Raw genomic sequence first — 8221 nt, 5'->3', positions numbered from 1 at the left:
TCCATGCCGATCACGCACTGGCCGGTCTGTTCGGCAAAGGCCAGGCCGTTGATGAGGTCGGCGTTGTCGTAGCGGTCCAGCGCCTGCAACAACCGTTCGCTGACCACCCAGCGGGTATGGTCGTTGGCGCGGTCTTCGGCGGCTTGCTGGGCGTGTTGCATGGCCTGCTCGAAACCGTCGAGCTGATCGTGCATGGCCTGGCGGTCGACCAGGTGGCCGTATTTCTGGTCGAACCGCTTGCGGAACTCGCCGGCATCCTGGCGGGCCTGGACTTTGCTGCGGACCTCGCGCTCGAACTGCGCCAGGTGGGGCTTCATGCGTTCATCATGGGCATCGGCCTGTTGACTGGCCCGTTCGGAGAACAAGTAGATCTCGGGATGCAGGTGGGGCTGGTTGCGGACTTTTTCGGCCATGACTTCGCGCTTGACGATCTGCTCGGCCACCATCTGCGGGTAGAGTTTTTCGATTTCCAGGAACGACTGCGCGACCAGCAGCTTGCGTTCGTTGTCCACCCCGGGTTCCACGGTACGCGCCAGCCACTGGGTCTTCACATCCTCGACAGCGGCGTTGCGCCAGGCGTTGAGCTCCTGGGTGATCCCGATGGCGTCTTCGATGACGATGGCGGCGCCACGGGGTTTGCTGTGGTTCACCAGCGGTGCCAGCGCTTGGCGTGATGCGTGCGGCGAGACGATCTGGTCGTTGTTGAACGGCTGCAGGTCCAGCAGTGCCTGCAGGTCTGCATCGTTTTGGGCCTTGAAGTCGGCCACCCAGTTCAGTTGGTCATGCTTGAGGACGTGGGGCTGTGGCGGGGCGTCGGAAGGCTGGATGAAGCGGGCGATATCGATCGTGGGCAGGCTGCTGCGGTATTCCTCGTCGAGCAGGCGGTAGTTGTCGAGCATGCGCGGGGTCAGCGGGGAAGGGCTGAACAATGGGCGCAGCTCCTGGATGTCATCCAGGTCGTAGAGGGTGATGGTCCAGCCGAAACCGCGAAGGATCTCATCCAGATTGCCGGCGCTGGGGGCAGGCGCCCAGGGGGCGTCGCTGCTGATGTACAGCAGCGAGCCATTGGGCGCCACGCGGTACTGGCTGTGCCATTCGTAGGCCGGTGCGCTATGGCGCTTGATCAGCAGGTAGAGAAAGCCCTCACGCAAAGGGCGGATGGCGTAGCTGGAGTGGGTCAGCTCGCCGACCTCCTGGAACGGGCTGAGATAGCCCGGCAATTTGGGCAGGCGGGCACGTTGTGCCGGGTTGCCGCCGACGGCGGCGTAGCGCAGGGGCAGCAGTTCGAAGCGGCGGGTGCAGTCGGCGACGGGGCTGTTGCGCAGGGCAGGGCGGTAGCCGGAGGTGATGCGCCTGCACAGTTCGAGGGTTTCTTTCAACGAGTCCATGTATAGCTCCAGCGAGCAGGGATGATCATCAAATGCATGCAAGCGTTGCATTCGACCCAGGGCTGGACACTAGCGAGGAATCACTTCTCAAAGGAGCGTTGCGCTTCCGATAGGTGCGTAGGAAATTTCTGATTAAGCGGTATCGTTGACGTTACCAGGGTTTTCATCGCCTTTCACGTCAACCCGTCCGCTGTCACGGGGCAGGCCCATCGTTACTGGGTGGAGGCGCCACCCTGGTCGCTATTTTAAATACGGTCCGCATCCAGACAGGGCCGCAAAGCGGCCCGATCGTTCCCCGGAAAGTACTTCAGAACGCCCCTTGCAATGTCACCATAAAATTGCGCGGTTCACCATAGAAGTTGCCCCACGCCGGCGCGCCGATGGTGGCGTAGTACTTCTTGTCGAACAGGTTGTTGCCGTTGAGCGCGACAGTCCAGTTCGGGTCGAGGCGGTACTGCACACGGCCGTTCCACACGGTGTAGCCCGCCTGTTCGACACGGGTAGTGCCGGTGGTACGGAAGTTCTCGCTCTGGCTGTTCAGGCCTGCGCCGAGGGTCCAGCGCTCCAGAGCACCGCCCAGCTGGTAGTCACCCCATACCTTGAGCATGTGCCGTGGGATGAAGCTGGAGGTGAAGGTCAGTTCGGTCGGGTCAGTGTCTTCGATGGTACTCAGGTACTTCGTCTGGGTGTAGGTGTAGCCCGCCAACAGCTGCAACCGCTCGATCGGCGAGCCGCTGATCTCGGCTTCGAACCCCTGTGCGCGTACCTTGCCGCTGTCGTTGTAGCAATACCCGTCGCCTGAGGGGCAGGTATCGACGTAGTCCGTTTCTGCGCGGTGATTCTCGACAGTGCGGAACAGGTTGAAGGAGGTGTTCAACGCGCCGTCGAGCAGCTCGCCCTTGATGCCGACTTCATAGTTGGCGCCGGTCTTTGGCTGTAACGCCTGCCGCTCGGCATTCACCTTGTCGCTCTGTGGCTGGAAGATGTCGGCGTAGCTGGCATAGGCGGTCCACTGCTCGTTCAGGTCGTACAGCACGGCGGCAAACGGCGTGACCTGACCGTTTTCCTGGCTGCGATTATGCACCCAGTAATCGTAGAACTGGGTATAGGAGTCGCTCTTGTTACGGTACCAGCTGACCCGCGCGCCCAGCACCAAGGTCAGTGGCTCTGCTAGTTTCAGGCGCAGGTTGGCGTAAGTGCCGTACTGGGTGGTAGTGGTATCGGTTGGCACACTGCCACCGCGGCTCGGGTTGACCAGGTAATCGGCCTTGGACGGGTGTGTGAAGTTCGCGGATGGGTTGAACGGGTCCTGCTTGCCGTCCAGCAGCATCAGCGCGAAGTAATCATGGGTTTTCTGTCGGCTGGCGTTGACACCCATGATCAGCTCGTGCTGCAGGCCGAACGCCTCGAACTTGCCATCGACATAGCTATCGAAGCCGTAGTCGTCCTGGTCGTAGTCGAAACGGCCGGCCCGGACGTTCATGCTGGCGGTGCTGGCGCCGACGGGTACCGTGCCTTCGGAATAAGCGTATTCGATGTCCTGGGTGTTGTGGGTGTAGATCGAGGCGAAGTTCAGGGTCCAGTCATCGTTGAAGCGGTGCTTGAGGTCGGCAAAGCCGGTAATACGCTGGCTTTGCATGTCGTTCCAGCTGGCCCCCAGGCAGGTGGAGCGCGACAGCTTCAGGTCACTGCCATCGGCGTAGCGTGGCAGGCCGGCGTAGCACGGGGTGGCATCGACATCCTCGTAAGCCAGGCCAAAGCCCACGGTGGTGTCGGCCGTGACGTCCCAGTCGATGGCGCCGTACAGTATCTGGTCCTGGCGCTTGGCCGTGTCATAGAAGTACTGGCGGTCCTGCAGCGTCGCCACGGCGCGCCCCCGCACGGTGCCCGACGCGTTCAGCGGGCCGCCCACGTCCACTTGCCCGCGGTAGTTGTCCCAGCTGCCGGCTGACAGGGTGACGGTGGTGGCGGCTTTTTCCTGCCCCCGTTTGCGCACGAAGTTGACGCCCCCGGCGGAGGAGCCAGAGCCTTTCATCATGCCGGCCGCACCTTTAAGCACCTCGACGCGGTCATAGAACGCCATGTCGCTGGAAAAGCTGTTGGCCTGCACGTAGTTGCCGCCCACGTCCAAGGGCACGCCGTCGTACTGGTACTGGCCATCCAGGTTGAAACCACGGGAATAGAAATACTTGCCGCCCATGGGCGAGTCATACACGGTGATGCCCGGGGTCTTGTCCAGTACCTGCTCCAGTGTGTTGAGGTTCTGGTCGTCGAGCATCTTGCGGGTCATCACGGTGACCGACTGCGGGGTTTCTTTCAGCGTGTGTACGCCCTTGCCGATGGTGATGGCACGGGCGGTGTAGGACTGGGAGCCTTCGCTGGTCGCATCCAGGCGGTTGGCGTCGATGTTCATCGGCGCCAGTTCCATGGCCGAACCGTTTTGCGCAGGGACCAGCACATAGCCGCCATTGCCCTGACGCTGCGCCTGCAGGCCACTGTTGCCCAGCAGCCGCGCCAGACCTTCCTCGACACTGAAGCTGCCTTCCAGGCCCGCGCTGTCGAGGTTGCGCGTCTGTGCGGTGTCGAACGAAATGGTCACACCCGCCTGTACGCCAAACTGGGTGATGGCGGTGCCCAGTGAGCCAGCGGGGACATGGTAGGTGGCCTGGCTTTGGGCCATTGCCTGGGCAGGCATCAGCAGCAGGCCGGGCGCGCTGGCCAGGTACATGCCGAACAGCACCAGGCGGACGGCCTGGCTGAGCTTGGTTGCTGGGGTAGGGTGCAGGTGTGGCATTTCGTGGTCCTTCCGAGTCATGGCAGAAAGTCGCTGTCGTCGCGGCTTGTGTCAGGGACGGACGAGAATCGAAATCAGCAAGATTGCGGCGAAAGTTTTTCCGCAGTTGCTCAGGCGGGCTCCACACTCACCCAGTAGCGGCTTAAGTAGCGCACTTTCACGGGCAAGGTTTTCGGCAGGTTGGCCAGGGCGATATCGGTGTCGTCAATGCGGAACGCACCGGAAATGCTCATGGCCTGGATCGACGAGGCACAGCGCAGCACACCTGGACGATAGCGCCCCAGTTCTTCGAGGAAATCGCCAAGGCGCCAGTCGTTCACGCTGAGCATGCCTTGCAACCAGGCCGTGGAATCGGCGGGGAGGGCATGGGCGTCGAGGACGACACCCTGATCAAAACTCACTTGCTGGCCAGCGTGCAGTTGCAGCACTCGATCAGGGTGGCGCATGGGGCGAACTTCGACGCTGGCCTCAAGCACACCCACGCGGGTCTGCTGCGCCAGTTTGCGGACGCTGAACGCGGTACTGCGGGCCAGTACGCTGCCGTCATCGGTGTGCACGATAAACGGGCGCTGCTGACGATCGCTGACCGGACGCACCAGAATTTCCCCCTGATACAGCTGAATCGCCCTCACCTTTGTGGCGTAGCGCACATCCAGCGCGGTATCCACGTTCAGCTCCAGTTGTGAACCATCCTCCAGGTGCAGGGCGCGGCGCTCGCCGCTGCGGGTACTGTGCTGGGCCAGCAAGGCACGATAGGGCACCTGCTCGGCCGCCAGCCAGCTGCCGCCCCCCATGGCCATCAGCAGGCCCAGCACTTTCAGCACGTCACGCCGCTGCGCCTGGGCCGCGCCAAGGCCGGACAGCGCCGCCTGCGGCGGCACCATGGCCCATTGCTGCTGCAGCTTTTCTACCCGCGCCCAGGCGGCTGCGTGCAGGGGGCTGGCCTGCAACCACTGTCGCCAGGCCTGGGTGCGGGCCTCGCTATTGGCGCCGTCGTTGAGCTGAACATACCAGGTGGCAGCGGCTTCGAGTGTCTTGAGATCCATGGGCGTCAGCCTTCGACTGCCAGCAGGCAGCGAGTCATGGCCTTGATCAGGTGATTCTTCACGGTGGTGATCGACACGCCGAAGCGCTCGGCCGCAGCGCCGTAGGTCAGGCCTTCGAGTTGAACGGCAAGGAAGATGGCGCGGGTCTTGGCGCCGAGTTCGTCGAGCAGGCTGTCCACGGCCACCAGCATCTCTATGATGGACAAGCGCACCTCCGGCGACACCTCTACCGGTTCCGGACGCAGGGCCAGCGCCTGCAGGTAAGCTTTTTCGATGATGCGACGGCGAGCTTTGTCTATCAGAAGGGCGCGGGCGATAGCGCTGAGGTAGCTGCGCGGCTCACGGATCGGCAACGGGTTACGCGCGGTCATTACCCGCAAGAACGTGTCGTGCGCCAGGTCGGAAGCGTCGGCGGCGTTGCCCAGGCGGGCGCGCAGCCAGCCCTTCAGCCAGCTGTTGTTTTCGCTGTACAGCTGGTGCAGGGCCTGGGGATCGAGCGTTGCCATGGCGTCAAGACCGCAATATTAATGGGAATTGATCGCATTGTCGCGAGAGGTGGGGCTTATTGCAAGGACCGCGAGCACACACCCTGTGGGAGCGGCCTTNGCATCACGGCTACATTTGTGGGGCTGCTGTGCAGCCCTATCGCGACGCAAGGCCGCTCCCACAAAGAGTCGTGCAGGCTTGCAGGGCAGTGGTTAGAACCCGGCCTCCAGGCTCAGCAGGTCCTGCACCGTCTGGCGCCGGCGGATCATCCGCAGGGCACCGTTCTCGATCAGGAACTCCGGCAGCAGCGGCCGGCTGTTGTAGTTCGACGACATCGACGCGCCATAGGCCCCGGCATCGTGGATCACCAGCAGGTCGCCCACCTGTGCCTGAGGCAGGTCCTGCGGGGTCAGCGCCTGGTCATCCTGAGTGAACACGTCACCCGATTCACACAACGGCCCGGCCACCACGGTCGGCTGGCGCGGGCGATCTACTGCCTGGCCATCGGCATCGAGCAGGGTCATGCCGTGGTAGGCGCCGTACATCGCCGGGCGCATCAGGTCGTTGAAGCCGGCATCGATCATGACGAAGGTATTGCGCCCCACCTGTTTCACGGCACGGACTTCGGCCACCAGGTAGCCCGACTCCGCCACCAGGAAGCGCCCGGGTTCGATCTCCATGCGCACCGGGTGGCCGAGCATCGCTTCGATCTCCTTGCGCGCCACCGCCCAGGTCTGCGCATAACGCTGCAGGTCGACCGGTTTGTCGGTGCTGCGGTAAGGCGTGGACAGCCCGCCACCGATGGAGAACGCCTCGATGTCCACGCCCAGGCGGTCGATCAGCTCGATCATCGAGCGGGCCACCTGTTCCAGGTGCTGGTAGTCCACCCCGGAACCAATGTGCATGTGCACGCCCACCAGGTGCAGGCCATGGGCCTTGATGCACGCCAGCGCCTCGTCCAGCTCTTCGTGCCAGATGCCATGCTTGCTGTTTTCGCCGCCGGTATTGGTCTTGCGGCTGTGACCATGGCCGAAGCCCGGGTTGATGCGGATCCACACGCGGTGGCCGGGCGAGCGTTCACCCAGTTGGCGCAGCATGTCAATGGAGCCGGCATTGACTTCGATCTTTGACGCCACCACGCGCTCCAGGGTGGGGCGGTCCAGCGCGTCGCAGGTCAGCACCACGCCGGCAGGGTCACCGTCAACGCTCGCGCCGGCGGCGAAGGCCCGTTCCATCTCACCCAGCGACACGGCGTCCAGCACCAGGCCATGGGCGCGCATCAGGCGCAACACATGCAGGTTGGGGTTGGCTTTCTGGGCGAAGCGCACGGTGTCGAATACGTTCAACTGCTCGACACGCTCGGCGATGGTGCTGGCGTCGTACGCCCAAAGCGGCGAGCCGTGCTGGCGAACCGCCTCGGCCAGAAGGGTGAAGGGTGCGGTCATGGTGGCGCTACTCGGATAAGGAAGGCCACGAGGATGAATCAAAGCGGGGATTCAGAAAAATAGCTATTTTTCTGCCAGTCATTCATATCTGATATGCCCATTGTCGACTCACCGGGTGCTGCCGTGAAACTGTCCGTCCGCCACATCGAAGTGTTCCGCGCCATCATGGCCGCTGGTAGTGTCACCGGTGCGGCGCGCCTGCTGTTCACCTCGCAGCCGACCGTCAGCCGCGAACTGGCGCGGCTGGAGCAGGTGACTGGCCTGAACCTGTTCGAGCGCGAGGGCGGGCGCCTGGTGGCGACGGCCCAGGCGCTGCTGTTGATCGAAGAGGTCGAGCGCGCCTACGTCGGGCTGGAGCGGATCGATCGCTTTGCCCAGGCCATCCGCAACTTCGAGCAGGGCCGGCTGGCCATCACCTGCCTGCCGCTGTTCTCGCAAACCTTGTTGCCCAAGGCCTGCCAGCGCTTTCACCAGCAGCACAGCGGCGTGAGTGTGAGCATTCTGGCGCAGGAGTCGCCTTTGCTGGAGGAGTCACTGGTTGCCCAGCAGCATGACCTTGGCCTGACTGAAGTCGAACAGATACCGCGCGGCGCGTATGGTGAATTGCTGTTCAGTGCCAACATGGTGTGCGTGTTGCCCGAGCACCACCCGCTGCAGGTGAAGGCTGAACTGGAGCTGAGTGATTTCCATGAGGTCGATTTCATCAACCTGGCCAGCCTGGATACCTACCGCCAGCGCCTGGATCAGCACTTTCGTGCGGCCGGGGTTAACCGCCGCACGGTCATCGAGACCACCAGTGCCGCTTCGGTGTGCGCCATGGTCAGGCAAGGCCTGGGGGTGGCGATCATCAACCCGCTGAGCGGGCTGGAGGCGGCGCAAGGCGGGTTGCCGATCCGCAGGTTACGGGTTTCGGTGCCCTATCAGGTGATGCTGATACGCCCGGACCATCGGCCGGCATCGGCAGCGGTGGAGCCGTTTTGCGAGGCGTTGCGGGTGCAGGCCAAAGAGATGCAGCAGGCGCTGGCCTGATCATTGTGGGGGCGGCCTTGTGTCGCGATAGGG

The 8221-nt window shown here is 63.3% G+C and carries 6 protein-coding genes; 1 reads left to right on the top strand and 5 read right to left on the bottom strand.

The window, feature by feature from the left end; translation table 11 throughout:
- The 5 genes from ACTJJN_RS24320 to lysA form a co-directional block, all read right to left on the bottom strand.
- Positions 1–1388, bottom strand: a 1388-nt coding sequence (locus tag ACTJJN_RS24320) for a T6SS effector BTH_I2691 family protein (RefSeq protein WP_440781677.1), incomplete at its 3' end; no start/stop codon positions are given.
- A gap of 307 nt (positions 1389–1695) precedes the next feature.
- Positions 1696–4182: a TonB-dependent siderophore receptor gene (locus tag ACTJJN_RS24315; protein ID WP_088513640.1), complete on the bottom strand. Its 2487-nt coding sequence runs from the start codon at positions 4180–4182 to the stop codon at positions 1696–1698.
- Between the two features lie 110 nt (positions 4183–4292).
- The gene (locus tag ACTJJN_RS24310) at positions 4293–5228 is read right to left on the bottom strand and encodes a FecR domain-containing protein (protein WP_014753969.1); all 936 of its coding nucleotides are present in this window, start codon (positions 5226–5228) and stop codon (positions 4293–4295) included.
- A gap of 5 nt (positions 5229–5233) precedes the next feature.
- The gene (locus ACTJJN_RS24305) at positions 5234–5734 is read right to left on the bottom strand and encodes a sigma-70 family RNA polymerase sigma factor (protein ID WP_012053194.1); all 501 of its coding nucleotides are present in this window, start codon (positions 5732–5734) and stop codon (positions 5234–5236) included.
- A gap of 192 nt (positions 5735–5926) precedes the next feature.
- Positions 5927–7159, bottom strand: coding sequence for a diaminopimelate decarboxylase (gene lysA / locus ACTJJN_RS24300; RefSeq protein ID WP_012053193.1), 1233 nt, complete (start codon positions 7157–7159; stop codon positions 5927–5929).
- Between the two features lie 123 nt (positions 7160–7282).
- On the opposite strand from lysA, the gene ACTJJN_RS24295 reads away from it, so the two are divergent.
- Entirely contained in the window at positions 7283–8188 is a 906-nt protein-coding gene (locus ACTJJN_RS24295) for a LysR family transcriptional regulator (protein WP_010953080.1), read from the top strand.
- Positions 8189–8221: the final 33 nt, after the last annotated feature.

It is taken from the genome of Pseudomonas sp. 22515 (genome assembly GCF_052044625.1).
GTDB lineage: Bacteria > Pseudomonadota > Gammaproteobacteria > Pseudomonadales > Pseudomonadaceae > Aquipseudomonas > Aquipseudomonas alloputida.
The sequence above is the reverse complement of the archived record's forward strand: the minus strand, read 5'-3'. Positions and strand labels throughout refer to the sequence as shown.